At 58.9% G+C, this 25,864-nt stretch carries 18 protein-coding genes and 2 tRNA genes; 3 read left to right on the forward strand and 17 right to left on the reverse strand.

What is annotated here, in order from left to right:
- Positions 1-182 precede the first annotated feature (182 nt).
- A tRNA-His gene (locus tag FV218_RS12275) sits at positions 183-259 on the forward strand.
- A 364-nt stretch (positions 260-623) separates the two neighbouring features.
- On the forward strand, positions 624-1,199 hold the full coding sequence (locus FV218_RS12280) for a hypothetical protein (RefSeq protein WP_147709920.1): 576 nt from the start codon (positions 624-626) through the stop codon (positions 1,197-1,199).
- Between the two features lie 940 nt (positions 1,200-2,139).
- Here the strand turns inward: FV218_RS12280 and FV218_RS12285 are convergent.
- The 5 genes from FV218_RS12285 to FV218_RS12305 form a co-directional block, all read right to left on the reverse strand.
- Positions 2,140-2,406, reverse strand: a complete 267-nt coding sequence (locus FV218_RS12285; protein WP_147709921.1) for a hypothetical protein — start codon at positions 2,404-2,406, stop codon at positions 2,140-2,142.
- Between the two features lie 670 nt (positions 2,407-3,076).
- Positions 3,077-3,313, reverse strand: a complete 237-nt coding sequence (locus FV218_RS12290; RefSeq protein WP_147709922.1) for a hypothetical protein — start codon at positions 3,311-3,313, stop codon at positions 3,077-3,079.
- Positions 3,303-4,529, reverse strand: coding sequence for a hypothetical protein (locus tag FV218_RS12295; protein ID WP_147709923.1), 1,227 nt, complete (start codon positions 4,527-4,529; stop codon positions 3,303-3,305). The genes FV218_RS12290 and FV218_RS12295 overlap by 11 nt, the downstream gene beginning before the upstream one ends.
- A 276-nt stretch (positions 4,530-4,805) precedes the next feature.
- On the reverse strand, positions 4,806-5,987 hold the full coding sequence (locus tag FV218_RS12300) for a hypothetical protein (RefSeq protein WP_147709924.1): 1,182 nt from the start codon (positions 5,985-5,987) through the stop codon (positions 4,806-4,808).
- 94 nt (positions 5,988-6,081) lie between these two features.
- Positions 6,082-9,819, reverse strand: a complete 3,738-nt coding sequence (locus tag FV218_RS12305; RefSeq protein ID WP_187273038.1) for a phage tail tip lysozyme — start codon at positions 9,817-9,819, stop codon at positions 6,082-6,084.
- A 593-nt stretch (positions 9,820-10,412) separates the two neighbouring features.
- Here FV218_RS12305 and FV218_RS12310 point away from each other — a divergent pair.
- A complete protein-coding gene (locus FV218_RS12310) occupies positions 10,413-11,099 on the forward strand; it encodes a recombinase family protein (RefSeq protein ID WP_147709926.1) in 687 nt (228 codons plus the stop codon).
- Positions 11,100-11,584: 485 nt separating this feature from the next.
- On the opposite strand, the gene FV218_RS12315 is transcribed toward FV218_RS12310, so the two are convergent.
- The 12 genes from FV218_RS12315 to FV218_RS12375 all read right to left on the reverse strand — a co-directional run bounded on the left by FV218_RS12315 (position 11,585) and on the right by FV218_RS12375 (position 25,644).
- The gene (locus FV218_RS12315; RefSeq protein ID WP_147709927.1) at positions 11,585-12,058 is read right to left on the reverse strand and encodes a hypothetical protein; all 474 of its coding nucleotides are present in this window, start codon (positions 12,056-12,058) and stop codon (positions 11,585-11,587) included.
- On the reverse strand, positions 12,059-12,472 hold the full coding sequence (locus tag FV218_RS12320) for a hypothetical protein (RefSeq protein WP_147709928.1): 414 nt from the start codon (positions 12,470-12,472) through the stop codon (positions 12,059-12,061).
- Between the two features lie 499 nt (positions 12,473-12,971).
- Entirely contained in the window at positions 12,972-13,286 is a 315-nt protein-coding gene (locus FV218_RS12325) for a hypothetical protein (RefSeq protein ID WP_147709929.1), read from the reverse strand.
- 1,374 nt (positions 13,287-14,660) lie between these two features.
- Positions 14,661-15,086, reverse strand: coding sequence for a helix-turn-helix transcriptional regulator (locus tag FV218_RS12335; protein WP_147709931.1), 426 nt, complete (start codon positions 15,084-15,086; stop codon positions 14,661-14,663).
- A gap of 242 nt (positions 15,087-15,328) precedes the next feature.
- Complete coding sequence (locus tag FV218_RS12340) at positions 15,329-15,856, reverse strand: hypothetical protein (protein ID WP_147709932.1); 528 nt, start codon at positions 15,854-15,856, stop codon at positions 15,329-15,331.
- A gap of 91 nt (positions 15,857-15,947) precedes the next feature.
- Positions 15,948-16,748 (reverse strand): SapC family protein, encoded by an 801-nt coding sequence (locus FV218_RS12345; RefSeq protein ID WP_187273040.1) that lies wholly within the window; start codon positions 16,746-16,748, stop codon positions 15,948-15,950.
- Positions 16,749-16,806: 58 nt separating this feature from the next.
- Positions 16,807-18,339 carry a class I SAM-dependent methyltransferase gene (locus FV218_RS12350; protein WP_147709934.1) on the reverse strand — a complete coding sequence of 511 codons (1,533 nt, stop codon included), beginning with the start codon at positions 18,337-18,339 and terminating at the stop codon, positions 16,807-16,809.
- A gap of 119 nt (positions 18,340-18,458) precedes the next feature.
- Positions 18,459-21,884, reverse strand: a complete 3,426-nt coding sequence (locus FV218_RS12355) for a DUF4214 domain-containing protein (RefSeq protein ID WP_147709935.1) — start codon at positions 21,882-21,884, stop codon at positions 18,459-18,461.
- 676 nt (positions 21,885-22,560) lie between these two features.
- Complete coding sequence (locus tag FV218_RS12360; RefSeq protein ID WP_147709936.1) at positions 22,561-23,781, reverse strand: site-specific integrase; 1,221 nt, start codon at positions 23,779-23,781, stop codon at positions 22,561-22,563.
- Between the two features lie 398 nt (positions 23,782-24,179).
- Positions 24,180-24,974, reverse strand: a complete 795-nt coding sequence (locus FV218_RS12365; RefSeq protein ID WP_147709937.1) for an ABC transporter — start codon at positions 24,972-24,974, stop codon at positions 24,180-24,182.
- Between the two features lie 80 nt (positions 24,975-25,054).
- Positions 25,055-25,303: a hypothetical protein gene (locus FV218_RS12370; RefSeq protein WP_147709938.1), complete on the reverse strand. Its 249-nt coding sequence runs from the start codon at positions 25,301-25,303 to the stop codon at positions 25,055-25,057.
- A gap of 266 nt (positions 25,304-25,569) precedes the next feature.
- Positions 25,570-25,644 (reverse strand) — tRNA-Val (locus tag FV218_RS12375).
- Positions 25,645-25,864: the final 220 nt, after the last annotated feature.

Below are 25,864 nucleotides of genomic sequence, written 5' to 3' on the forward strand. Positions count from 1 at the left end.
GCGTTCATCGGGGCCGGTCGTGAGGGAGGCGGGCGGGCGGACCGGTTCGGTTTAGGGGGGCCGTTCCGGGGCGTCGATCCGTTTCCCGCGCGTCCGCCGCCGGCCCGTCCGCACATTCTCCCGGCCCCGATGCGCAGCCGGCGCTTGAAAAGCGCTCCGGCTCGCGATACAGCCCCCTCAGTGCCGCCGTAGCTCAGTTGGTTAGAGCACCAGATTGTGGATCTGGGGGTCCCCCGTTCGAGCCGGGGCGGTGGTACCATCAAATTGCCTAACGTTTGCAAGGGGTTGGCTCAGGCCAGCCCCTTCTTCGTTGGTCGGTCTGCTTTCTAGAAACCCCCTGTAGAAAGCGCCTGGAAAGCAGACGGAGGGGGATCGCGCTTTCTGGTAAGCGGACGCCCTTCGGAAACATGCGTCGATCGGTGGGCAGAATGTCGCGGGGGTGCAGGTCGATTCGGCCATTCGACACCGTGCCGGATCGGATTTGACGGGGGTCGGGCTGCTTTCCAGAAAGCAGAATCCTCACGAATTCAGGGCCGCGCCCCGTTACGAAGACGGGTAGCGATATCGCGTTTTCGTGAGAGTGGTGCGGTGGCTCGCTCCCCCGATCGGGCAAGGAGGACGACATGATGGATGCGGCGAATTGGATCGCACTCACGGCGGCGGCGGTCTCGGTCCTCGCTGCTTTATTCTCCAGCCTACAAGCCCGGCAGGCGAGGCGCCAAGCTGACGCCGCTCACGGGGACATAAAACCGACCTTCCACATCGAACGGCTGCACGAGCGCTCTTCGGCTGAGAATTGCCGAGTGGTGTGCAGAAATTATAATCGGCATGCGCTCGTGATGCATGAGGTTCGCATCCATCACCCCGCAAACATCGCGCTTGTTCCGAACTCGTCCTCTGTCCGTGATGCAATCGACAGTGCCGTCATAGAGGCGGCCGTGGAGCGCGATGACCTATGCGTCATCCGACCGAAGACTACACTTGAAGGTGTGGCCCCGGGAAAAGACCCGGCGGAGTATAAATTTGGTCTTCGAGTGGTGGGGGCTGCACGAGCTTCCAGCGTGAGCCGCATGGCGCTTCAGTTTTCAGATATCGAATCTGGTCGAATTATAGATATACCATATGAAGTTGAATTTGAGCTTCTAAACGGAAGCGGTGTCATCCATTTGTTCAAGGGCCGGGCCTCGCTTCGGTTCTAAATCGGCTACCAGTCAGCCCGATTGTCAGTTATTCAAATTTAGTTCTGGAACGTCCTGCGGTTTCGGGTATTATCACCTGAGGAAACAGCCCGGCCCGTGTGGTGCCACTGTGACTAGCCCCCGAACTCCAGGCGGGCGATTTGGGCAAGAGCCCGGACCTTGAACGCGGAAAACACCGCTTCAGGGAACAATGACCCATGTCAAAAGCCTGGAATTTCTCCGGACCCCAGGAGATGCCGAGAGCCGCAACTTCCAAAGTTAGCCGCTCAACTCTTCGTCTTCAGCAGCCTTCCGATCGTGTTCCTCAGAAATCATCGTCCTCAGTAAATCGATGCAACGCCGAAGCGTCGACGAGCGACTCGGAACCGTATCTTCTAAAGACTCCCTCTGAAGATCGTCCAGCCAAGCAAGCTGATCTTCACGAATGAGGAAGGTGACGTTCCTCTTCGGCGAGAAGTAATCGGCTCGATACATTAGCGCACGACTCCAACAGGCGCTACAGCCCTCGTCGCGGCAATTGCAAGCAGCAAAAGCTGATCTACGGTGTCTTCGGTCGACTTACACCGCCAGTCAACGCGGATGGACTCCACCATCTCAGCCATGAGGGGATCGATACGGACGGTCACGGCCTCAATGGCTTCTTCGTTCGTATTCACTTGATGTCTCTGATCGGGGGACTGATAGGGGGACAGGGCGCCGTGCTTGGATAACAACCTAACAATACCACACAAACATCTCGCGGTCATTGTAGAGACCGGTGTGAATACCCTCGTGTGAATATTTTGGCCCTGGAGGGGTCGCCAGCGGCCGACAGCGGTTCAGGGCGGGATTGTACCAGAAAACCTATCGAGGGGCCTCTACGGGCTTCTGAGGCGATTGCAGGAATGCAACGCGGGGTCGGCAGGGTTTGCTTTGGGGCGCAGCAAACCTCGTCTGGTGGTCAGGCGTCGAAACGTTGACGAGTTATCCGTCGCTCGAATTCCCGATCCACAGTGTCGATGCGAATTTCGGCGGCTTCATCGTCGGCCGGGGCAGCGACGCGTGTGATCGAAACCACGTCCCCTGGCAAAATCGTAGAACGTCTCGCGAGCGTGGCGCGGATCAGAAATTCGGCCCTGATCTGGTCGAGGGGGTCCCCTGAGAGGCCGAGAGCGGCGTCGTCCAGGTCGTGGCGGGTGTGTGGTGCAAGGGATACGGATCGGGTCATGCTGGTTCTCTGTGTCGCCCTATCTTGCGGTGGATGGTTGAACAGTCGGTCAAGCTCGGACGGTGGGCAGTTGGCCGCCTCGCGTGCGGATCGGTGATGGACCGGCGCGCGGGTCGTGCGGTGAGCTATTGATAGGCGTCGCGTGTGTTGAGAGGTTCAGCTTCTCGGCCAGGAAGACATGGACTGTCGGCCGGGAACAATCTTCCGGGTGGCGCGTGCCTTTCGTCCATCAACCCCGTGGCTGAGAAGAGAACCCCCAGGATGCGGTGGTCTTGAGGGGATCGCTGGCCGTCTCAAGGTTCACCCCTGGACGAGATTCTTCTTTGTGTCGGTGATGCTGGGGAGCGAGCGGGGCGAGCGTGATGGCCGTCAAACACACTGGCGTTTTGGTGAAACGGAAGATGCGGGTCAGTCTGGAAAAAAGGCTGAAATTCCGGAATCGTGCTTGTGAATTTCACTGACAAAGGGGACGGACTTCCACTGACATGGGGGACAAGCGAAGGGGCTGAAATTCCGGAATTCTGCGTGGAATTTCACTGCAAACGTGACAACATTCCACTGACACGGGGACAGTGGAAGGCGCTGAAATTCCGGAATCGCGCTGACATGGGGACAAAAAAAGACGGCCCTGAAGCCGCCCTTGGTCGTCTCTGTCGTGTCACTTCTGACCCTACGCGGACCCCCGCGCGTCGGCATAGAACAGTTCGTTTATTTGGTGGCAGTGCACGAGCAGCCGCGCCGCTATTTTCGCCGATGCGTTTGTGACCTTTTGATCCAGCGCTTCAGGAAAAGTGAACGCCTGCCGCAGAATCGCCTCGACCTCGCGTGCCGCAATTCGCGCGTCGCCCTCGCATACAACTGGCCGGGCAGCGGAAACGATTGCGCCATCGTCATCTTCAGCGACCATCGGCAAGCGCCTCAGCTTCCGGGGCGGTCTCGCTGACGTCGCGTGAACGACCGTCCTCGACGTTCCGAAAAGGTCCAATTGCTGGGACATCAGAAACCCCCCTAAAGGCGAAAGCAATCTTCGGCACGATAGCAGAATCTTCGGTTTCGTTCGAGCAAATATTCTGCAACAGCGACCACGCGCGTGCTGTCGAAACCTTTCTTTGCCAAAGCCCGCGCTTGCGCCACTTCTTCATCCTGTCGCTTGTCGGAGCTTTGCCCTCCACGGCCGTCATCCACTCGACCACAATCTTCGTGTCGGCCCTAGAATAGACCCTGCGGTGACGCTTTGGTGCCAGCTCTTCGACGACGCGGCAGAGAACGACCATGTCGTCGGATGCCCATTCCTCAGATTCGATCGGACCTTCAGCGCGGATCGACTTGATCTTCCTCCAAATCGTGCGTTCGGCCATTCGGAATTGCTTAGCTACCTTGCGAACCTCCAAGGTGAAACAATCGGGATCAGTCGGCCTCCCGCTCTTCGGTGATGCGATGCCGAACGCACGCCACCACGACGGCTCGGCCGCAGCTTGTTTAACGATCAAATCGTCCACGCCCGCCCGGCCGTGCGCAATGAACACGTCGACGACGCGCTCACGCGACACCCCGAGTTCACCCGCAACACCCCGGAGCCACTTGCGATCTTCAGGCGAGACGCGCCCCGCACGAACCTTGACGGGAGGCAACGAACATTTCGCATCGCCGAAGATTTCGCGAGTCTTCTTACGTGTGAGACCCAGCCCTGCGCTGATTTCGGCCAGATCGACAAGCTTCAGGTGATGGTGCCTGGACTCGCTATTGCGTTCCGCCCGGTCGAGATGATCGTTCCAGGCAGCGGAGAATGCCGCGATCGGTGTCGGGGCGAGGCGATTCCACCGGGCAATGGCCTCCCAGGGCGCGTCATCACAGTCAATGGCGACCGCCAGGAGGCTCTGATACACCCCCGCTTGCGCCTCTGAGTCGGTCTCGCGGTCGAGGATTGCGACCTCGATGACTGCGTGGGCGACAAGATCGGCGACCGCCAGACGCTGAGCGTCCGCGTCAGGTCCAGCAACGTCCAGGGCGGTCCTGACATCCCTTAGAACAGCGTGAAGCTTCTTCCGACGTTGGACTTCCTGGAACCCCAGGGACGGCCGACGCACTTGCCGGTTTAAACTTTTCGTGTTATCGTTAGACATACTAACTACACAGCCCTCTAGTCCGAAGCTCCCCGCGAAGGATACGGACTGGAGGGTTGCCCCTCCTAATTACAGCTAACTTACCAAACTAACTCTGCCTCGATAACTCGAAGCGGCGAAAATCCTTTGGGACTCTGCTGTCCCGATCCGAGAACTCTACACCCGAATCTTCGATTTGTCGAATCGGACAGAAAGTTTTTGCTTGACTTCATGTCCAGCAGGTGTCCGACGCATGGTCTTGCATGGATCGGTCGTTTTGGACCTTGAGCTATGCACTCACTGCATGGCTGGGGGTGGTGATCCGACCATTGAGGGCACAGCGCCGAACGAGCGATCCAGCAGATTCGACGCTTCCGGCACGAAATGACCAAAGAATTCGTTGGGACCTGGGGCGATGAAGGACCCCTCGGATGCCGACGATGCCGTTGACGCCTGAAACTCGGCCGCTAGACCGTTGACTCCGCCAGTCCCGGAGAATGCCGTGCGAATACCCGAGCCCTTGGCATAGGTGTGGCGAACAATATCCAGAGTGTACGATCCATCAATACCCGACCGAATGCCGCTGACGACAATCCTCTGGCCGTCACGCACCCACGGATCACCCTCCGCAAGAGTGGCGCTGATCTTTTCGCCTGAGCGATCCAACTGTGCCTGAGCCGACTTTGCTGCCGCCTCGGCTTCCTCTTTGGTGTTGAAGAGCTTGCCGATGGTATGGGCGGCAGTTGAGTCGAGGGCTTCCAGGGCTGATTTCGCGTCGACGGTTTCGGTTTTATTGGTATCCTTGTCTCGATACGAGGCTACAGACTTCGCGAATTCGCCTCTGGTCTCTTTCGTGACCTCAAGGTCCGAGAAACTGTAGTCTCGCAATACGTAGGTCGGCATGGAAAAGCCTGAGACTGAAGAGCCGCCCGACCTTGGCGTTAGAGTCAGTCTACCATCAGCGATTTTGGCGACGGCATCGTATTGCGACTCCAGCTTGGCGATTAGACTCCCAAACGAAGTGGTCGAGTTGAGAAATGGAATCTTCTGATCTGCAATCGAAGGATGGACTTTGACCTTCATGCCGATCTTGGAACCAGCCTCGGCCAGGATTTGTTCGATGGTTTTTCCCTCAAACGACTGCACGGACTGAGTCTTTAGGTCATTGAGTCCAGATGCCGTAGTACCGCGAACTGTGATTGTTCGTGGAGGGAAGCTGTATCTCACCGAATTGACTTCGAACGATCCCATAAATTCTAGGCCGACGCCCTCATAGCCGAGGTAAATGTCAAGCCTGTCTTTCACCTGGGGTTCCGCTATATTGAAGCCCCGATCATCGATTACAATCTCCATCGAGTCGCCAGCGCCACCTCCCGATGAAAGCTCGATGACGATCCCTAGGAGTCGATCAGCGAACCTATTGGTGACGTCTGATCCGGCAACTTTGACGGCGAATGTGGGTATATAGCCTGCGGGCATAAGATCAAATCTGAGATTGAGATGAAAAAGGACAGCCGGGATCACCCCTGGACGAGGACAATCCCGACTGTTGCTATGATGTTAGGTGTTTGGGCTAGCCGATGCCTGAGATGGACGAAGGGTCCAAGTCATGGCTGCGTCGGTTCATGGAGTCTTGGAGTCTTCGCTGTACGGCATTGGCTATTGCCTGCGGATCGGAGCCCTGGTGATTCATGGTGATGCTGATCGGCGAACCGCCAGCACTACCGCCGCCACCGCCACGACCCATGCCAGAGCTTGCCGACTGAATATTGGAACCCTTCAAGGGGACGCCGCCACCCAGCGGAGCATTAGCGCCAAGGCCCTTTTGCCATCCGCTCGACTTCAGTTCGTCACTCGATCCAAGACTCGAGTCTCCGGCTTTTTTCCATCCAGAGGACCGCAAGGTTTCTTGCTGAGCCAATGCCTCACCACTGCCATTCATGGGGTTGTTCTTGCCGCCGAGATAGCTCCCGTCAGGCCCCTTGATGGCATTGTAGTTCGAGGCGTTCTTCTCACCGAAGCCGCTGCCGAAGTTGTACTGCTTGCTCTTTACGCCACCGGAGCCCTTGTACTGTTCGGCGACGTTCATGCCGGTGATGTTGCCGTTCTTGTCCCGAATGTATCCGGTAAAGACTGCGGCATGATCGGTTCCGGCACCCATGGTTCCCGTACCACCGCCAGCGTAGCGATCGGACTGAGATCCATTGCGGTTCAAGAATGTGGCGATAGGCGTTCCAGGCTTGAGAGTGCCAGCCTGTGCTGCGTCACCCTTCCGCCATGAGGTCACCGATCCAGAAACACCTACGTAGGCTTTTGCCAGAGCAACACACTGCTCGTTGGTGATCGCACCAGACGCACGGAGAGCATTGATCCGACCAGCAACGTCAGAGCTTTTACCAGGGACAGCCGCACCACCGCCACCACCAGAGCCACCTCCGCCTGCCATAGTGACAGCCATTTCTTCGCCAGCCTTACCGCGCCAACGAAGGTGCTGCTCTGCCGGACGTTCGAAGTTCTTGCCGAAGGTGTGTCCAGCTTGACCCGCTGTAATGCCTGGAGTCTTCAGGTCTCTGAGAGCCCTTTGTGCACCGGCATCACCGTGGTTCATCTCCCACCAGACACCCTTCAACTGATCTTGAACCGAAGCGTTTGACATATCGACACCGGACCCACGAAGGATAGCGGCACGACGATCAGCGTGATGCTGGAACAGGCCGTGAGCTTTTCCGCCATCACCCCGAGCATTCGGGTTGAAGTTGGACTCATGCTTCATTTTGCCAAGAATACCACTCGCCGCTTCGTGCGAAAGGCCTTTTGATCTAAAGAAGTCATAGGCAATCTTGGCGTTGCCAACGGCCTCACCTTTCAGGATGGTTCCCGTCCCACCGCCGCCAAAGCCACCACCGCCACCTGGTGCAGCGCCACGGCCTCCGATGATGCCCCGTCCGCCCAAGCCTGTCGGACCGAGAGCCGATCCTGGCGTCGAGTTCGAGAGCGGACCGCCGTTTAGTGCCCCGACCGTGCCGAGAGTTCCAGACATCACGGATCGAGCCGGACCCTGGAGGGAAGATCGCACGGCTTCACCGGACAGGCTTGCCCGATGAATCAGGCCGCCGAGGCTCTTTTCCTGTTCGAACGATTGCCGATGGAGCAACGTGTTATCTTGAATGGCCTCCCGCAATTCATCTACCGCGGATGGGGGGACTGACTGCTTCTCGCGATCCTTCGCCCACTCCCCCAGGCGGCGGGAAAGCGCATCGGATTCGCCTTTCGAGAGTGAGGCGCTTCCGGCAAACCCAGCCGCCGCACCGGCGATGCCGAGACCACCAAGCCGCCCGACCGCCCCTGATCCCGGAGTCGAAGTGGGAGCCTTGGGATTTGATCCAAGACCTGTCGCCCCGACGACGCCAGCCGCACGTAGAATCCGCCAGGACGCAAGCGCTACGGTTGCCAATCCCGCGATCGCTGTGGCTAGACCGGTCAATACAGCGATAGCCGGTGCCGAGACAATGCAAGCCGCCGCGAAGGCTAGGAACTTACCGGTCCAGTTCCCGATTTGTTCTGCTGAAGCATTCGATCCAGCGAAAGCCGTAAAGACCGAACGAATAGACCGAACAATGGCGAGAACACCTTCGGTGAACCCACGGGCGAACTCACGGATTTGCTGTCCGTAGTTTCCGAGATTGCCACCGAAGGTGTTTTGGAGTAGTTCGGTCCAAGTCTTGACGCCTAGGGCATCCTTAACCCCGTCGAAGAAAGAAACGACGTAAGATTTGATCTTGTCGTAGTCGAACGATGAATTCAGATCGAGGAAGTACTTATTGATCGATGTGAGTATATCTTCGAAGCCGGAACCGAACGCATCCCAAAACATGTTAAATATTGACTTGGTGCTGTTCCATTGACCAAGCAATGATTCCGAACGCTGGCGGGCTGCCTCGTCCAGAAAGTTCGAGTTCTTACCGTCCGATATTTCGCCAAATGTCTTGCGAACACCACCGACGCCCTGGGCCATCTGAAGCCCCTCATCAGACCACTGCCTTCCATAAAAAGCTTCCGCCACCTGAGTTCGCTTGGCGGCTTCCATCGCCGCCAAGTTCTCGTGCACGCTCATCATCGTTCCGTAGCTGTCTTTGCTATACGTTTGCGCAAGACTCCGGGAGTTGCCGAAGCCGAGTTCCCGTGCAGCAAAGTCGAGTTCGGCACGGTTCTTCTTGCCGAGGAACTTGGATGAGCCCATGGAAAGCTGCTTCGCCATGGTAGCGACGAAAGTACCAGCTTTCCCAGGCTGAATACCAACGGACTGACCGCCAGAGACCATGGCCGTCAACTGTTCCGGCGTGAGATTACCTGTCGAAAGAGCGCCGAACGAGCGCTTTACACCTTCAACGATTTCGTTTGACTGTGTGGGATCTTCCCTTGCGGCTACGGCAATTGCGTTAAGGGCGGACTTAATCTTGGCAGGTGTTGAGGAAGCGCCGTAGTTCCTATCGATAAGTCCTGCAAGTTTTGTGGTATCCTTTAGATCAAGCTCAAGCGCTGAGACCGCACGCATGATCGTCTTGGTGTTTTCGGCTGGACTCGCCATGCCAGTCTTGAGCACTTCTGAATACGCGTCGAGACCACCCTTGATGCCGAGACCGTTGCGGATGGCTTCGTTGTCGAGGAAACCTTTGCGGGCCGCTTTGATTTGGTCGTTGGTCTGTCCGGAGAAAATCCTAAGATTTGTTTCGGCCGTGTCGACCTCCATCCGGGTACTAATGCCACGACGTGCGGCCGATCCTGCGGTGGCAGCGGTGGCGGCAGTTATGACTCCAGCGCCGACCATGGATCGCCGTGAGCCTTCACCGGCCGATCGGGCACCCGACGACACTTGCGACCAGCCCTTCGCCCGTTCGGAATCCATGCGTCGCACTTCACGGTCGAGGCGCCGTTCCTCGCGTTCGCGGAGTGTCATGCGGTAGCGATCCAGGCGGATGCCCTCCCGAGCGGCCGACGCCTCGTCTCGCGACTGCGCTGCGCGTTCGCGCTCCCTCTGGCGAAACATGCTGTTCGTGAAGGTCATCCGATCCCGGAACAGCCGAGCATCGGCCTGAGATTGAGCCTTCAAATTCTTGGCCGTTTCCGACTCGTTGACTCGCTGAATTCGCATGCGGTCCTGAAACTCGCGAGTCACCTCCCGGTCCTGGCGAACCCGCTGTGCCGCCATCCGGGATTCGAAGGTCCACCGCTTCCGCAGTTCGGTCATGGCCCCGCGATCCAGGGCGTTCGCGTCTCGCTTCGCCTTCAACTCGGCGTTGGCACCCTTCATCGGTTCGTCTCGGCCAGGACCCGATGAGCCACGGGCGACGCCGCGCATTTGAGACGAAATCGAACGGAGTCGTGCCTCCATGGTTTTGAGACCAGAATTGAGCCTATTTATTAGTTCTTCACCGCTGGCGTGTACGTCTAGTTCAATGCCGAGTTTGATATTGTCGTCTGCCATTTGACATTCTTATGTTCTCGAAAGGAAAATCGGAGCGGATTTTTGATAACCCACAAGTCGAATTTGAAACTTACAAAAGGTTTTCTCTCGTCCATGGTCGAGGACGGCCGTCAGGAAGGTGATTCTAAGTAATTGGGAGCGGATTTTGATATATATTATAGGGGCTTCCGGTGACCCACCCCCCTACCCGTCACAAAAAAGATACCACCCTCACGCAAACCGGCGCAGAATTACAGGGCACGTCAGATATTTGTCGGTGTATGATCGGGGCGAGGCGTTCGATCCGTCAGCGTGTGCTTGGATGGTGTGCGGCGCACTGTCGTTTTGTTTGGCGACGACTGAGAATTCGCTTGCGTAACAACCCCAAACGCTCATATGCTCTTGTTATCAGGAAGCGTTAGGACGCCTCAGGAGCCATCATGACCACCGCCAGCACCCTCCGCCCGGTCATCGCCTACGTTCGGGTCAGCACAGGAGCGCAGGGGAAAAGTGGCTTGGGTCTCGATGCACAGCGTCGGGCTATCTCAGACTTTGCTGCCGCCAACGGATTTGAGATTGTCGAAGAAGTCGAGGAAGTCGCGTCGGGCTCGGGTGCGGACGCATTGGAGCGTCGGCCGGGACTCCGTGCTGCCCTGGCGACGGCTCGCAAGCGGAAGGCCCATGTGATCGTGGCAAAGCTTGATCGCTTGAGCCGCGATGTTGCTTTTATCGCCGGACTGATGAGCCAGAGAGTTCCCTTCATCGTCACCGAACTCGGGATCGATGCGGACCCCTTTATGCTTCACATCTATGCTGCGCTTGGGCAGAAAGAGCGCGCCATGATCGCCGCACGAACCAAGGCGGCTCTAGCTGGCAAGGTCGGCAAGGGCATTCTCGGAAACCGGACGAACCTGTCGGAAGCCTCCGCCATGGGTGCGCAGGCGAACCGGACGAGCGCCGACGCGTTCGCAAGGAACGTCCGCCCCCTCATCGAGGTTATCAGGTCTCAGGGCGTCACGACTCTCGCTGGGATCGCGGCAGAACTGAACGCCAGAAACGTCCAGACGGCTCGCGGTGGCTCATGGGAGGCCATGACGGTTTCACGCATCCTGAAGCGCGCGGCGTAATCATGTAATATAGTGCAAATGCCGAGGTAATTCCGCGCTATCCTGCAATATAGTTCATGACCGCATTGGCCTCGTTCCGTAGTGGGACGGGGCTTTTCTGTGTCTGGAGAGCACGTAAAATATAAATACTCTTTTTGTCTCTCGTCGGTAGACCAGCGACTGACTTTTTACCGACTCCGCTGTGTCTATCTATTCCAACGATCCGGGCTTTCCCATATCCACCGAGGTCCATGTGGTGTGATTGCCAGTCCGTCTATCTCCATCCATGGACGAGACACTGTCCTTATGTATTACCTATGGTCCAATGCCAAAGAGATACTATCAGGTGATCGGCGGCCTTAAAAATCAGGACGAGCGCCTTGGCCTACCCCTAGGCATTCAGGCACTCGTCCATGATTGATCGTCACGCCGTACTGAAGGCCAGCGCGAAGACCGCCAAGCTCGGCAACAATAATGACGCCGTGAACTCGAATGCTTCCATCATCTCAGACGTCAATCAGCGAACCGTCTCGGCCTTCGGTCGTGGCCCTGAGCTTGGGCTTGGAAGCCGGCGCAGTCTCGGCCTCGTCCAGATCGATCCGCCTCAGACCCTTCGCGCCAGCCGGGATCACAGGGTAGCGTGCAGTTCCCGGCGCAGCGGTTCCGTTCGCGGCAGCGACCAGCGCCTCGATCACGGCCAGATCGGGCTTGCTGTCATAGGGCAGTCGAGCAAGGGCACGATAGATGCGTTCAGCAACCTCAACCGTCACATACCCCGAGTCGCAAACCGGACAGGCACACCGCGAGGTTTTCAGCGCTGCTTCCGTTGCCCTCGCCTGCTTCTCGCCCTCGGCTCTGGCATCCTCAGCAAGCTTGGCCCGTTGAGCCCGAATATCCGCCATGTCGTCACGTGCGACTTGCTTCTCTTTCGAGCGCTTGAGGCGGTCACGCCAGCCGCTTGGGGAACTAAAGTTTGACATTTACTTAATATCCTTGAAGCAAATTCCGGCCTCTGAGGCCATATGATCTGCCTTGGCCGGGTCGGTGCGATACAAAATCATTTGGTTTGTAATGGAATAGTCAGGCCCCTTGATAAACGGGTTCTTTCCCGACGAGACAGGAGCGTCTTTCTTCGTGACGGCGGCGGTAAACAGGCTCGGCCTAGACGCCTGTACCTCGTCCAAGAGTTCGGACACAGAGACCGTAAAATTTGGCCCCTTCCCAACACGCGGGCTACCAGTCTCGTCGGCGGCAACGATATCGCCCTCGGCAGTCACCACGATCTGACTCGAAATCAGAGTCTCGATGAGTTCAATGTCGATAGGTTTCCGCTTGACAATCTCGGCTCGGGCAACCTTGGCGGCAAGCTTTTTAAGTGCTGTTTGTTCGGACATTGTGGGCAATCAGGTTTTCATGCGGTTCAAATGGGTGAAGATTAGGCTACGAACATAGGTGGATGGCTCCAAACCGACTGTTGCGGCGACCTCTCTGAGCCGGTTTCGGATGTCTTCACTGAGAAGAAGCTTCATCTCGAAAGTCTTCTCGTTCGGAAAGATGGGTCGGCGTCCAGCCATGGGTTTTACTTTCGGTGGATGTCAGTGGGATGATTGATGTTCGCCGCAAGTTGCGATCGGATGAACGTTGAAACGCTCAGGCCACGCTCCACGGCAAGTTTCGAGATTTCATCGTAGAGATGAACAGGCAGGCGGATGGCGGTGTGACGCAATGTGAATCCTTGAAAACAGAAAGCCGCCCCGAGTGTCCCCGAGACGGCTTCAATGCAATATTGTCAGTGTGCGCTAAACGTACCACAAGTCCGGTGCTTTGTCAACTTAGGCTCTCGTTCTAGGGGGAGTAGAGCAAACAAAGGGGGGTTATCTGCGGGGTTTCATTTCAAAAAGGGATGTCATCCCAGGGGTCGGCGGCATCGACTGCACTATCGATTATTTCGTTAGCGAGCTCGATACCCTGCCAAATCTCAGCCATCGGAACACCGTGAGTTGCTGTTCCAGCTATCAATTTGCCAGTGTCGCGTGCGAACAGGTGCAGGAATCCATCTGCGGACTTTTCGACCATCAGGCCGACAGGTGCGGCGCTGTTCCTGAGGAAAACGAGGAGTTCACACTGCCACCTGTGTTCCGCGACAGACGGCGGTTCGATGGAGATGCGACGGGAGGGGCGTGCAGCGGCGGTCTTGGTGGTGCGCATTTGGTTCTCTTTCCGTGGATGGATCAGGCGGTGGTGCGGTCGGAGAGGAAGGTTTCGAGGTCGGCGAGGCGCCAGGCGATCCGCCGCTCAGACAGACGGATCGGGGGAGGCAAGCGACCGGACAAGCGGAGCCGGTTGAGGGTGGACAACGAGATGCCAAGCATGTCGGCGGCAGCACGGGGCGGAAGGACTGGGCGAGTGTTCATTTGGACCTTTCGGTGCGGCGACAACCGGAAGATGGACCATTCACTTGGGATCGCAAGACAACCCATGACTCGTCACGCCACCGATGCTTCAGAGCTAGTTCAAGCTAACTAATTTATACCTGATATTATAACTAGGTTCGCCCAACACGCTGACTCGTAACGCTTTTTTTTATGGCCGTCTCGAACTTACCCTTTCGGAAGCGAGTTAGTTGGACAGTGAGAAGTGCGTCGTCCTGCCGCATACCAGGGGGGTCCAGCCGCCGCAGCTTGACCGAGAAGATCGCTCTGTTCATGGTTTGTACTAGGGTGCGGTTGCAGGCGTGTGAACTCTGGTGGAACGTCTTGGAGATGTCCTGGGGGGTCGAGTGCGGATCGCGTGCGCCCCGTGCGGCCGGGCCGGCTCCTATGTCGTGGCTCGGCTCATCATCGAGTACGGGGCCGAATGCACACCGGAGGCACTGAAAGCCCATGTGGATTGTGATCATCCGTGACGCAGCCGGAAAAACGCTGATGAAGCTGCCTGTCGCTCCGACAGATTCTGCAACTGAGCTGGCATCCTGATCCGAACGCAATCGCAGCATTTATCCGCCCGGATCGATCCCAAGCGGTTTCAACGTTTGGGCCGGTAGGAAGTCCGGCGTGCGTTTGCTGGTCACAGTCGAATCTAGTTCGGCACGGAACCAACAGCCCGACCCACGATTCATCTGCATAACCCGCAGAGGGAACACTTCGATGGCCTCGACCGAGAAGACGTCGCCAGCTGGCCTCGACATACCGGCGAAGGGTAAGTCGCTTGTCGAACCCAGGGTCAGCGATGATCCCGCAGAAGCTGGCCCGACATCGCCTGGACAAGTCGCGCCGACGAATGACCAGGGACCGGAGACGGGAGGCTACGACGACTATTCTCCGAGCCACCACCCGACGAACAGAGAAGGCGGCTACGGGGCAGGTTGAAGATATTGTTTGGCGCCGAGTGCGCTGAGCGCAACAAGCGACGGCTCCTCCCGCTGGTACCGCTGTCCATCATCGTCTTTGCCCACATTGCTCGCGCCACGGCGGGACTTTTTATGGCTACAGCCGGAAGCGAGCGCTACAAGGTATGCAGAGCAATTCGGAATCTACTAGTTCTAATAGAAAACAGCAGTTAAAGCATTTCCTAGACATTTGACTATTTAGCCTCAGGACCAACAACATATAGAGCGGGCGGCGTTTCCGCCATCGTCCCACTGCCATCCGACTTCGCACCTAGATTCGCCTCCAGAAGTTCTGAAAATGAGCTTCCGTCGAAAATCCCTGGTTCGCCCTCGAAGATAATTGCGAAGGTTTCTTTATCGTAGAAGCGCATGAGCATGAGCGCGAACTCACGGGCTTCCAGTCCGAGGACCTTTGCCCAGACGCGGACTTGGTCCGGTGGAACGCGAGCGCGCCCTGTCTCGATTTGTGAGACGAAGGTGTAGTCCGATGCCGCGATTTCCGCTGCAAACCCTCTCTGCGAATACCCCGCCTTCTCACGGAGGTACTTCAGGAGCCTGCCGGCATCGCGGCGGAGCTCCTGTGTCTCAAGCGAGGAACGTTTCTGGGGATTGGAAGGCATTGCTCAGCATCTCAATTCAGGTCAAGCCCGTACAGCATTGTCTCCAAGCAAGCCTGAAACACGAACAAGCGCATGTCAACGGCGGAACCATACTCAGATGAGAAAATTGAACTTATTAGGTGAAATCGGACAACTTCTATTTCCACCTTAGGCCGTAAGTTTTAATATTTAGGAACTCACTGCACCAGCTGGATGCGTAGAGAGCGCCATAGCATCCGGCTTTGCCGCACGTCGTAGTTCCATTAGTTGAGGACGATCTGCGTTTGCCCGGGCTCCAGCCACGCCGCGCTGACGGGGATGTGCCATCCGGCGGCCTCGGCGCGCTGGCTCAGGGCCTCGACGAGGCGGTGAACGTCGAGGCGGCCGAGGCTGAGGGCGATGAGCGGCGTTTGGGCATCCCGCACCCTCACTTCGAAGGTCGCCGGCGTGACGTTGACGTCGATGGCGGTGACCAGACGCGGCGCCCGCAGGTCCGGCAGGGCGTCGCCGGTCCCCGGATCCGCCGCCGCCTGCCCGTGTCCGTAGAGCGCATCCTGGTGCTCCATCAGGATGATGTCGTCCCGCATCTCCGCCGGGGCCTTGACGGCCAGGGCGCTGGATTGCTCCAGCATCTGCGCCAGGCCGTTGACGAGCCGTTCCGTCAGCCGACGCGTCAGGGCGACATGAACGCCCTGGCTCTGAGCGTCGGTCGCCAGAACGGTCAACCGATCCTCGGTGTCGTTGTAGGCGAACCGAAGGTTCGTTGCGACGATGGGAAGTGTGGCTGTCATGAATCCGTTCGGCTTCAAAAGGTAGGCGGTGCGGCGCCCGCTCACGGCGAAAGCTCGACGATAAACGTGGCAGGCCCGCAGATCGATACGGCTACCGACCGATCTTGCTCCAGTCCCAGTCGATGGTGTTGTCCTCGGGAAGAGCGATCATCGGCTTTACCTCGGCCCGGGCTCGCGCAGCAGCCTCGGCCTGAGCACGCGCCTGCGCGAGTCCACCAAGATTGGTGAAGTTGGCGATCGATAGAAGCTGGGCATAAGCGACCCCGAGCACGCTTCTGCGGCGTAAAGTATTGTACGCCGAGTCATCGAGTCCGTTTAGGGCGAGTTCGTTGATTCGGTGGAGGCCGACAACCTGTTGAAGCCCCTGCTCACTTTGGAGAGTGATCGGCCAGGGCTCGATGACGCCGGCATTGGCAAGCACCATGCAGGCTTCCGCCAAAACTCCTTCACCTCGCGCGATCTCAGACAGGAAACTCCACACCTGCTCCAGATTGGGACTCATCTTTCCGGTCTCGTCGAAGAATGCCTGACCATCCCCGCCCTCAGTGACGAGCCTGCTTGCTTCATCGACACAAAAGGTGGGTTCACCGGCAACCTGAGAATCGATCGAAAAGGGATGCGCGCGAAACTTCGCCGGCACGTATCGGCCGAGCCACGCACCTGACTCATCGACAAAAAGATTCTGATTCACCTGGAGCCCAAGCACGGCAACGAGAGCCCATCTGCCCTCCTGCTCAATGAAGGCCAGCGGGAAAATGAGCGCGGCCTGGCTTATCTCGGCTGCCGCTAGCGGGGCCACCACAGTGTCTGCCGTAAACCGGTAATCACTGTAAGGCTGCCAGCGAAAGTTCGCATGGCGGCTGCGTGAGACGGGCCGGATGTCTGTGGTCACGAGGATGCCTTTCGCTCTTCCCGCCGGTGCCAAACGTCAACCATGACAGCTCCTGCGCTCACCAGACTTTAAGCTGTTTCAACACAGGCGCGACCTTCTCATTGAAGCTGGCCACACGCATTTCCAACTCGGACAAGTTTTCCGCTTCGGTCTCGAGCGCCTTGCCCTCCTTCACCAACTTCTGCCCCTGCGCACTAAGAATACCCCACATGAAGTGGACCGGATCAGCCTTTTTACGCTGGGATAGCAGGATGAGCTGGTTGATGCGGTCAACCGAGACGCCGGCGCCAATCACTGGTGAGGCGAGGAAGTTATGATCTGTCGAGAACCGCGCGCGTTCGAGGAATACCCCATTCAGCACCTCCGTGCGCTTCACCCGCGTAGCCTCGTTTGCGACTGGAAGCGCTGGCGCCAAAACGTTCATGCCGATCAAGATAGTAATGGCTTGCTGAAGACTGGCGCTGCTGAGAGCTGCGATAGCTGGCAGGCTGATTAGATCCCGCATCGTACACGGACCTGCAGACAGTGCCTCAAGTACGGGGTCATAGGTCGGTGCGTGAAGGGTGACCTCACCGATCGGGCCCTTGATCTTGCGCGGCACGTCTTGGGCACGCGTTGTCAGGGCTAGCCTAAGGTCGAGCCAGCGTTCGCGGCCCTCATCGCCACGTAGTGGTATCGGACCACGTATGAAGATGTCCCTGCGAAACTGCTGATTCGTAATGATGTCGCGCAAGGTTTCTCGTAGGCTAGGATCATGCTGATCGACAATAAGCTGCTGCTGTTCGGGAGTGAAATTCAACGCATCCACCACATCCCAGACGTTTGCCGAAGCTACGTAGGAAAGCTTGGCCCGGCCCATCTCGACGGCAACATCAGCTGAATGGAAGATGGTCCAGTGTGAATTGAGATACTCATGTGCGACATAGTTCAACGGCATCGCACTGATGCGCTCGATGCGCTCTTTAAGACCAGAGATCCCTGCGACCGCCTGCACATTCGTGCCCGCGAGCTTGCGGAGAATGTCGAGGCCAGCTTTGATCCGATCCGGCACTGAGGCTCGCGGCATGGCATCCGCGACGTCCGTGATCAGCCGGCGCATCGGGATCACCGGCGTCCAGCCAGGATGACAGTTGTAAGAAACGTAGAGCAATCCACCCGGGCACAGCTTGTCGTGCGCAATCTTCAGGATGTGCTCGCGGTTCTCCTCCGAGACCCAGGTGTAGATGCCGTGAAGCGTGATGATGTCGAACTGGCCAAAGCTTTCATCGGCCGCGATATCGGCGAAGCTTGCCTCGCGGAGCGTCAGGTTCTTGATGCTCGCCTTACGCGCAAGGCTTGAGGCACCTGCGATGTGGGCAGGGTTGAAGTCGATGGCCACGTAATCAATCTCGGGCCGTGCGGCAGCAATGATGACAGCAGACTCGCCCTGTCCGCATCCGAGTTCGAGAACTCGCAATCGCTCGCGGTTGAAACTGGGTTCGTCAGTGCCGCGGACCAAAGCGGAGAAGGCAAGAAACGACGGCGAAAGCTCGCGGTAAAAACCAAAGCTGTAGTTGATCTCTGTGACATACCCGGCCGACCAATCTGTCAAGTGTAGATCTCCAACGACGACCAGAGGCTTGAGTAAAAATGGAAACGGCGGGCAGCGTAAACGCTGCCCGCCGCATCTATTTAAGAAGTCCCGCCAGAGCGATGGGGCTTCTTAGTGTTTTAGATGCTCACAACATCCGAGGCGTCGAGGGTACCGGTGAGACCGGTGACCTTCACCACGATGTCCGCCGCAGTGTCGTAGGTGTTGTTACCGTCGACGTTGTGGAAGATGTAGGTGTCAGTGCCGTAGGTGAACTGAGCAGTATTGCCGTCTGCCGCAGCAAAGCCAGCAACAATGCCAACCGCCGACGTAAGGTTCGCACCAGCCGTGACAACAGCCTGGTTAGCAGCAGTCAGGGTCACCACAGTTGCAGCAGCGTTGTTCTGGAAGGCGAGGATATCGACAGTGCCACCAGCCGCATTCGTACCGAGGTTGAGATCGGTAATGAAGTCAGTTGCAGCGGTTGAGGAGCTGCCAGCCACGAAGCGGAAGGTGTCGTTGCCAGCACCGCCGGTCAGGGTATCGGCACCGAAAGTATCGCCACCAGCACCGATCGTCGCGGGAGTTACTGCTGCACCCTGAGTGTTCACAGTTACCGCCGAGGCCTCGTTACCGCCAGCGTTCGCCGTACCCGTGAAGCTAGCCGTTGTGGCATCGGGCAACGGACCGGCTACCTTCGCCGTGAACGTAGCTGTTCCACCGTTATCTACAGCCGTATAGGTGGCGGCGGGAGCGGCGTTATAAGCCGCAACAAACGACGTGGTCGCCAAGGCAACAGTGGCGCCGTTACCGCCTGCAGCAGTAAAGGTAACTCCATCGAATACGATGGTTGTGGTGTCAGCAGCAGTAACAAGAGTTGCCGTGAACACTTCCGGAACAGCAGGCTGTGCAGCCACGCCGATACCGTCACCCTGAAGGGTGTCGTTACCGTCACCGCCGGAGAGCGTGTCAGCACCCGAACGACCGAAGAGGATGTCGTTGCCGACGCCGCCGCTGATGATGTCGGTAGCAGCATTGCCCGAGAGCGTGTCGTTACCAGCACCACCAGTGATGTTGACCGTAGCAGTCGTGGTGGCGTTGCCCGATGCGAAGGTCACGGCAAGATTGTCAGCCGTGTCGTTCGCGCTGTTGGCGACAATGCCCGAAGCATTGAACGAGGTGATCGCCGTCGTGGTGCTACCGGTCAGGTTGAGACCGTCGTTACCAGACAGCACGACCGAAGTTGCGTTGGCAGCGTTCAGTGCGAGCACGTCGACCGTTGCAGCGGTGTTCGTTGTTCCAGTACCAGCATCAACAGTCGACAGGTTGACCGTCTCGACGCCGGCGAGAACCACCGTACCGAAGTTGTTCGATCCGCCCGTCGCATTGCTGAGAACCACGTTGAACGTGTCAGCGGGGTTGAACACAGCGTTCGTGACGTTCGCAGCGACCGTACCAGCCGAAGCGGCATCGAGCGTCAGCGTGCCACCGGAGGTGAAGCCGTTGATCGTCTCAGTGTTACCGCCAGCAACACCGCGCGTCACGACCGAGTTGACACCATTGATGCCAGCCAGTTCGATCGTCGAGGTGGTTCCGCCAGTAGCGATGTCAAGGACGTCGAAACCGGAGAACTTGCTGTTGAACGTCGCATTGGCGCTGACAGTCGCAGCAGTAGCGGATGTCAGAGCGATGGTGTCGATTCCGTCGCCAGCGACGACCGAACCGCCCGTGCCGGTGAGGATGCCGTCAGCGTTGGTGTCGATAATCGTCAGCTTGTCGTTACCAGCGCCCAAGGTGATCGCCTTGGTGAACCCATCCGTCAGGATGATGGAGTCAGCACCTGCACCACCGGTGAAGGTCACGCCGGCGCCGATGGCGGTGCCGAGGGTGAGGCCGGCCGTGTTGGTCGAGGTGACCGACGTCAGCGCGGTAAGAGTGTTGGTCGTGAAGGTGACAGCAGCGTCGCCGGACACGTTCAGGGTGGTGGCATCGACAGCATTCAGGCCAGCGATGACGGAGGCGCGGGCAGTAGAGTTGACGTTGATGGTGGTGAAGCCATCATCGGGCGCAGCCTCAGAGTCCGTGATGATGCCCGCCGTCAGACCCTGAAGGTTCACGTTCAGGACATTGACGGTCGGAACAGCGGTCAGGTCGCCGCGGCCGATGCTGAGCGTACCACCGGTGCCGGAGAGGTTCACCGTGGTGAGCGCGCTGCTGTCGATGGAAGCGGTGCCGTAGCTGCCAAGAGCGACAGCGGAGATCGAGCCAGCAAGCGTGTTCGAGGTCGCATTGACGTCGTTGATCGTGACAGCGCCGTTGACCTTACCAGCAACAGTTGCTGAAGCGGTAGCAGCGGCATCCTGCGCGATGGTGACGGCGGTGGTTGCAGCCGTACCGGTTACAGTGACGGCACCCTGAGTGCTGGTGCTGTTCAGCGCGTTGGTGCTGGTCTCGGTCACGTTGATGACCGTGCCGCCGGTGATGGCGATATCAGCCTGATCGGCAGCGTTGCTGCTGTTGCGAACTGTGACAGTGCCGGTCGGAGCCGTCGTTGCGCCGATGACGATCTCATTGCCGCCGTTAGCGTCAGTGATCGTGGAGGTCGCATTGACGTTGATGTTCTGACCACCATTGACGGTGACAGCACCAGTCGACTGGGCGAGACCAGTAACAGTTGCGTTCACATTCGTGGTGCCGGCTGCAGTAAGCGTCGCACCGGAGACCGTGTTGGTGCTCAGGGTCGTGAGACCAGAGAAGCCAGTCGTGGTGTTGAGCGTCGCGCCGTCAGCGGTCGAGATGTTGACGTTCTCGATGGCGGTGACGGTGGCGCCGGCCGGGAGGGCGAACGAGGCCGTCTGAGCGATGTTGAGCGTGTCGACACCACCAGCGCCGTTAAGAGTGTCACCGGCGGTGAAAGCGCCCTCGCCAGCGTTGAACGTGTCGGCGGCAGCGGTGCCGGTAAAGGCAGCGCCGGAATCGAGGCCGGTCGTCAGGACGAAGTTGGTGCCACCAGCGCTCGGGCCGGACTGCACGTCGAGGTCGCCCGTGCTCGGGGAGCCGACAGCGGCGGAATCGAGGAAGGTGATGACGGCAGAAGCCTGGGCCTGAACAGCCTCAGGGGAGTTCGCAAGGCCATTGACGACCTGAGCGGGCGTGCGGGCGGTGTAGTAGGTGATCTCAGCGGCCGACGGCGAACGGTTCAGCAGGTCCTGGTAGAGGTTGGTCACGAAATCAGCCGTGACAACGCCGCCCGGGGCGCGAGCAGCGAATTCAGCGGAGCTGACGAGCTGCTGAGCGACCTGCTCGGTGTTGAAGCCCTGCTGCTTCAGCTCAAGGCCGTAGAAGCGAAGGTCAGCCTGGGTCGGCAGGCGGTTGAAGGCAGCCTCGAACAGGCGGACCACCGGGTTGGTGAAAACAACGGCTTCCTGCGACAGCTCGATCTGCTGGCGGATCTGAGCGTCCGAGACGTCGGTGCGGTTGGCGTAGAAAGCAATGGCGGCCGGCTCAGCCGGACGGAACAGAACGTTCTCGTAAATTGAATTGAGCTGTGCAGCTGTTAAGGCCATGTTCGTTCCCTTGCGGAGCAGAGAAAGCGTCGCCAGCGATTCCGCTGAAGCGTTCGATCCCTGGCGGCTCTCGACCGAGGTAGTGCGGTCGAATGGGTTTGTATTTCACGCAATAAGTCCTGTCCAGCGAATTATATAGGGCTGACGACCTGGAAATATGGGCGATGCCTCGAAGACACACGGTCAGATAAACGGCTGATTTTATTGGGGTTTTGAGAATTAATTCGATCAAACGCCCCTTTGTGTCGAATGCGAGGTTGATCCATTTTAATGCCGGGATCGCCCCGGCGGCTGACCGCTATGACCCCGCTAGCATCACGCAGCCGATGCCGTTTCATGACCCACGCGAAACGCAATAGGGGGCGATGCGATGTTCAGCTTTGCAGCCGTCCTGCACGAGCCGGCATCGCGAGAGTATGTGAGGCTGAAATTGTTCACGCGCTTTCAGCGGCTCAGAAGGAATGATTGTCCTCCTCACCGCGCGGCGCATCGACCCTGTCTAGTTCCTAAGGTCGGCGATCAAGCTGGCGCTGTTAGCAGGCATCTATATGATTGCACCCTGCAAAAGCGCTTACCATTCGCTTACCGGCGTCGACATCCGGTAAACTGCGTTTGGTGTAAGTACTTGATTTATATGGTGCTTCTGGGCAGGATTGAACTGTCGACCTCCTCATTTTCAATGAGAAGCGCCTGCCTCACGGGACAGGTCGATGGTGACGGACGACGGTTGCACGAGGGCCGCGAGATGAAGAGCCCAACGGTTTAAGGCGTCTCGCTTCTCTGTCCGATAGGACGCCCGGTTATAGATGCCCGCCACCCCGGATCGGGCGCCGCTCACATGATTGATGATCGCTTCAATGATATGCGGCGGCACGGCAAGCGACTCGGCCATCATGGTTGCCATGGTCCGTCTCAGGTCATGGAGCCGCCACGCGGGCATCTCGAAGCCTACGGCGGCGATTCGCTTATCGAGGCGTTCTTTGCTGTTTGACCACCCGGAGAAGCCGCCTTCCCCCAGCCCAAAGACGAGGGCACGGCCTTGAACGCGGGGTTTCCGTGCCAGGATTTCGAGGGCGAGAGGGGACAGCGGTACCTCATGCGGGCGCCGGTTCTTCGTCCTCGTGGCTGGCAGCGTCCAAATCCCAGCGGCGAGATCCAGTTCTGATTCTTCGAGGCCCCCTACTTCCTCCCGGCGCTGTCCCGTGAGTAGCAGCAGCCGCACCATGAGGCCGTGATCGTCGTCCCGACACGCGAGCCAAACCGCCTTCACCTCGGCTTCCGTCAGGACCCGATCGCGCGATGCCTCATTCCCGGCTGGGCGATGCGTCCCGATCACGGGGTTCGCCTCGGCAATCGCCTCCCCTATGGCCCAGGAGAAAAGCGCTGAGAGTGCGGCCCTGGCACGGGAGCCGTTGACCCGTCCGGTTTGTGCGATGACGCCAAGCTGCGCGGCTACCTCAGCGCGGCGGATGGCATTGATCGGCCGGGCATGGAGCGGAGCCCATCCCTTCAAAAGATGGCGTTCTGTCTCTTGAAACGACCTGGGGCGGAGGCGTGATTCGGCGTGTGAAAGATACAGGCGGATCACCGACTCAAGCGTGACAGCGGCGGCGGCTTTGGCGGCGACCTTTTCGGCCTGAGGATCGCTCCCCGTTTGCGCCTTGCCGAGAATGATCCGAGCCGCCTTCCGGGCCTCGTCCAGGGAAAGCGTATCCACCCGGCCGATCGTTACACGGGGCGTGCGACCGTCTGGCGTCCGGTACTGAGCCACCCACTGCCGGGCGCCTCCCGCGTTGACCTTGATCCCAAATCCTCTGAGCGCGTCGTCCCACGCGAGGATGAAAGCCTTCCCTTCCGGCACAATAAGGGCTTCGAGCGTCTGCCTGTTGAACCGCATCGGTCTGCTTTCTGGAAAGCGCCTGGAAAGCAGACCAGTGACCACGGATGGCGTTTTATGGCAAGCTGAGTCTGAGGGTCCCTACGCAAAATCAGTAGCTTAGACTGCTTCTGACACCTCCTGGAAAGCAGATTTCACTGATTGTGGATCTGGGGGTCCCCCGTTCGAGCCGGGGCGGTGGTACCATCAATTTTGTTGAGAGTCCGGAAGGGGTTGGCGCTGCGCCAGCCCCTTTTTCCGTTGCAGCCGGTCCGTGTCGGGATGGGCCGCTTCCGCTCGGGACGCGGTCCCGATCGCCGGTGGGATCGGACATGCGGACGGCGTTCGCGCCGGTGCCGTGGCGGCCGGGCGAACCCGCATGGGGCGCCCGGTCCATCGCCGACCGGCTCGGCCGGCCCTTACGACAGGCGGCGGACCAGCGTCCGTTCCATGATCAGTCCGATGGTTAGGGACCCGAACCCCAAACCGAGCACGTAGAGATAGTCGACCTCCACGCCGAGCGACGGATAGTATCCGAGCCGGACCCATTCGATGATCTGAACCATCGGATTCCATTTCATGATGGAATAGATTTCGGGTCCGAAAAAGTGCGGTAGAAAATACAACCCCGAGGTCAGATAGAACGAGATCGTGACGAGGATGTAGCCGATCTGCCATCCGGGAAAGAACGACAGAATTCCGACGTTGATGGCGCCGACGCCGAGGCCCAGGAGCAGCGCGGCGCAATATCCGCCGATGGCCATGATCGGCGTATCCGGGATCGGGTCGACGCCGACACAGATCAGAATGAAGAAGATGACGATGAGTCCCGTAAAGCCCTTGACGGTTTCCACGATGAATCGTGCGACGATGAGATCGAAGAGCTTGACTTGGGGGTAGTATGTCAGCGGCTTGCTGGAGACGATCGCCTTCATCGCCTCACGGGACGTATATTGAAACACCAGGGCCGGGACCGCCCCGGTGGAAATGAACAGGACGACGCTGTCCCCCAGAGGGGACGGCATGCCCCGGAACGCCATGATCGCGACGATCACGAAGATGTGGGAGACCGGCCACATGACGACCACGAAGTAGCCCCAGTACGAGGCGCCGAACCGGGTTCGCATGTCGCGCAGCATCAGCGCGTGAACGACGTTCACGTAGACGTCCCAGTCGCTCCGCTGCGGATGGTCTTTGGCTTGGAACTCGGACATGCGGGATCTCGGTCGCCTCGGCGGTTCCGGATGAATAAGCCGAGAACTGGTCGAAAATGCGCGTCGCCGGGGACTGGCGATCAGTACCAGCCGCGCGCGATGGCAGAGAGCACCCAGAGGTCGCGCTGCGTCGGTCTGCCGAGCCCCACCCCGCTCTCCTTCAGCCGTCGCGCCTCCCGCTGGAGGCGCAGCTCATGACACATCGCCCTGACGTGGCGCAGCACGGAGAGTTGGAGCGGCCACGGCGCGGCGGGTGGGAGCCGCCAGCCGTTGCGCTCCCCGTCCCGTCGCCAGGCGGCATCGCAGTCGGCCCGTGTTCGCGTTTCCATCCCGGACCTCACACCCGGGGACCGCCGCACACCCGTTTCTGCGCGACCACGACGATCGACGGCCGGACGCCCGAATGCTTTTCAATTCTGGAGATTTCGACGCCTCGACGGCGACGCGACAGCATCGACCGAGGTCGCGATGCGCGCGTGGGCTCAAGGGAGTCAGAACGATGTCCGAACGATCCCGCCATGGGTTCGCCGAACCCGTGAGACCTGATTGAGGAAGCCATGAACCCGTCCAAGCGATCCGCGCTCGTCGGAGTTGATGGTGGGCACTACAGGGTTCGAACCTGTGACCCCTACCATGTCAAGGTAGTGCTCTACCGCTGAGCTAAGCGCCCTCACCGGCGGCGTTCCCCGCCGGTGAGGGGGGCTATAGCTTCTGGTTTTGGGGTGCGCAAGCGCAAAGGCGGCTTCGCATCGCGCGGCGCGATCCATTTTTCTGCGCCGATCCGGAAAGTAGGCTAAGGGCCGGGGCCGGCAGCCCAGGGGGCGGTCTCCCGTCGGGGCCTCAATCCCTGGGGGCCTGAATCTTCGGGGAGCAGAGATCCTTGGGGAGCA

It is taken from the genome of Methylobacterium sp. WL69 (genome assembly GCF_008039485.1).
Taxonomy (GTDB): Bacteria; Pseudomonadota; Alphaproteobacteria; order Rhizobiales; family Beijerinckiaceae; genus Methylobacterium.